This window comes from Povalibacter sp., assembly GCF_036735925.1.
Taxonomy (GTDB): Bacteria; Pseudomonadota; Gammaproteobacteria; order Steroidobacterales; family Steroidobacteraceae; genus Steroidobacter.
This window is the reverse complement of record NZ_DAINNK010000154.1, coordinates 1-3036: the sequence shown is the minus strand read 5'-3', so window position 1 is coordinate 3036 and position 3036 is coordinate 1. Positions and strand designations below refer to the sequence as shown.

Here is a 3036-nt window from a genome sequence, read left to right as displayed (position 1 = left end):
GCCCAATGGCACTGACTTAAGCGCAAGTGCGTTTTGTTCTTCCCCTCCTCCGCGCAGCGGGGGAGGGCAGGGAGGGGGTCTTCTCTGGTCGGTGGCTCACGATGCCGTGAGCGGCGTGCCCGAGGGGCTTTGCTGGAACGTCGTAAACCCATCCATGGGGACTCCGGCGCGCGCATCCCTGCGCGCGACGGTCCAGCAAAGCCCCTCGGGCACACCACTCACTACAGTGGTGGCGTGTTGAATGCAGCTACGGAGAAGATAGAGAGCGGAAGGAATGGGCCGATCGCTTAAGTCAGTGCCATTGGGCTGAAGCCTGACCTACAAGAAGACCAAGGAATGGTCAGTCCCAAGTTTTCTTTCATGCGGTCTTTTGCGGCTCTCCCTCCTCCATCTCCCGACTACGCCGCGCGAACTCATGATTGAGCAGCGCCCGCAGACGCACCGCCTTCAGCGGCTTGTGCATGATCGTCAACCCCGCCGTACTCACCTTGCGCAGCTGTTCGGTGGCGGTATCGCCGGAGATCAGCACGGCGGGCAGTGATTCGCCCAGTTGCGCGCGCAGCGTGCGGATGACTTCGATGCCCGTGTCCTCGCCGCGCAGACGCAGGTCGGCAATGATGAAGTCCGGGATGTCGGAGCCCAGCCCGGCCAACGCCTCGGCCGCATCCATGGCCGTGACGCATTTGCAGCCCCAGCTCTCCAGCAGGCTCTGCATGCCGAGGCGCACGGAAGCCTCGTCATCGACGACGACGATGAGCTTGCCGCGCAGCAGGTTCGGCACTTTCTGTTCGATCGTGGCCGACACCGACGGCGTGCGTTGTGCGTCGGCGAGCGGGACTTCGATCGAGAAGCGCGAGCCGCGGCCCACGCTCGAATCCAGTTTCAGCGGATGATCGAGCAGCGTCGCGATACGACGCACGGTGGCGAGCCCCAGCCCCAGTCCGCGCGTGCGATCGCGTTCCGGATTGTTGAGCTGGTAGAACTCCTCGAAGATGCGCTCGTGCTGGTCGGCGGGAATGCCCAGGCCCGTGTCCCACACTTCGATCCGCACCGTCCTGCCGCGCTTGCGGCATGCGACCAGCACGCCGCCTTCGCTGGTGTAGCGCAAGGCATTGGAGACGAAGTTCGACAGCATGCGGAACAGCAGCGTCGAGTCGGTCGACAGCAGCGCCTTGGAGCCGCGCACGCGCAGCCGCAGGCCCTTTTCCTGCGCCGGCACCGAGAACGTGCTGCGCAGCCGGTCCAGCACCTGGTCGGCGGGCACGGTTTCGCGCTTCACCTGCACCTGGCCGGCGTCGAGTCGCGAGATGTCCAGCAGATTGTCGAAAAGCTGTTCCAGCGATTCCGTGCACAGCAGGATCTGATCGACCAGCTTGATGCCGGCGCGGCCCTCGGAGCCGTTGCGCAGCGCCGTGGCGAACAGGCCCAGCGAATGCAGCGGCTGGCGCAGATCGTGATTGGCGGCGGCGAAGAAGCGCGATTTGGAACGGCTCGCTTCCTCGGCACGCACGCGCGCCTCTTCGGCCAGCGTGTTCTGGCGCTTGAGCTCGTCGACGAGCTGCTCGTTCTCGACCCGCAAGCGGATCTGCGTCGCCACCGCGCGCGCCTGACGTTCGACGAACAGCAGCACGTAACCCAGCACGGCGATCCACAGCACGCCGAGCGCGGCATTGCGATAGCCACCCTCGAACACGTAGCGCAGCGCCAGCAGGCCGAACACCGGCACCGCGAACGAATGCAGCGCCGGCGGGAAATAGGCATGCGTCATGATGCTGATCGTGGCGCGACTGGCGAGGCACGCCGAAATCAGCGCCAGTGCCAGCGACTGCCCCGGACCGACCAGCACGAACGCCGCCGATCCCCACATCAGTCCGGCGACGAAGGCGGCGTTGGCGAGCCGCATGCCCCACAGGCGCGGTTCGGTCTGTGCATTCGCGGCGCGTCGATACGCGAACGTCAGCCATTGCACGCCGGCCTGCACCAGCAGCACGCCGCCGCACCACAGGAAGATCGTGAGGCCCGAAACGTCGGGCCAGGCGATGATGACCATGAGCGCGGCCATGAGCACCGCCGAGCCCGAGACGGCCGCGGTATTCCCATAGAGCATCGCGACGCGTTGCTGTTCAACGCGTCGCAGTAGCGCGGCGTCCATGTCGGGGAAGAGGCGGGGTCAGCGATTCGCGGCGTAGGCCGTCGACGGCAGGTAGCCGCGACGCTGTGCGGCGAGGACGGCCTGCGTGCGATTGCGCACATTGAGCGCTTCGAACACCGCGCTGACATGTGCCTTCACCGTGCGCTCGGCAACGTCGAGGGCGCGTGCGATTTCCTTGTTGCTGCAGCCGCGGCCGAGCATGGAAATGACTTCGAGCTGACGCAGCGTGAGCGAGCCGCCGTCGGGCGCCGCGGCGGCAGCCTGGTCCCTGGCGGGCAGGAAGATTTCGCCCTCGAGTACTTTCTTGATGGCCGCGACCATTTCATCGGCCGTGAACGACTTGGGAATGAAGCCGGAGGCACCCGCCGCGACGGCGCGCGAGGCGATGCCTTCCTGTTCGTCGCCGGAGATCATGATGCAGGCCGTGGTCGGATGTTTTTCCCCGATGAGCTTCAGGGCATGGAAGCCGTCGTCGCCGCGCAGGTGCAGGTCGAGCAGCACCAGGCCGACCTCCGGATCCCGCTGCAGGATCTGCATCGCTTCCTGTACCGAAGAAACGCTCAGGATGCCGGCGTCCAGCGCGCCCTGTTCGAGAACGGCATGAAAGCCCGCCCGGAACAGAGGATGGTCGTCCACGATCAGGATTTTCATGGCGTGTGCCCCAACGGTTAAGCAATCGCTCCTGCCAGCTCGAATCGCGAGGCGCTTCCGTTGCCTGCTGGTTGGGGTTGTAGACCCCATCGATACTGTCGGTCCATCGTACGTCCGGGCACCGGAACCCGGCAATGCCTGTTTTGTGCGACGCGGAATCCTGTCGGTTTATACGGGCGGCGCTGCCCATAGTGCCAATTGTTGGCCGGGCGGGCGAAGAGGACGATCGTTCC

Annotated in this window: 2 protein-coding genes; both read right to left on the bottom strand. The window is 65.4% G+C overall.

All coding sequences use genetic code 11. The features are described from left to right. Positions 1 to 358 precede the first annotated feature (358 nt). The gene (locus V7D81_RS23030) at positions 359 to 2152 is read right to left on the bottom strand and encodes an ATP-binding response regulator (protein ID WP_324320736.1); all 1794 of its coding nucleotides are present in this window, start codon (positions 2150 to 2152) and stop codon (positions 359 to 361) included. Positions 2153 to 2170: 18 nt separating this feature from the next. Continuing rightward, entirely contained in the window at positions 2171 to 2803 is a 633-nt protein-coding gene (locus V7D81_RS23025; RefSeq protein ID WP_324320734.1) for a response regulator transcription factor, read from the bottom strand. Positions 2804 to 3036 lie beyond the last annotated feature (233 nt).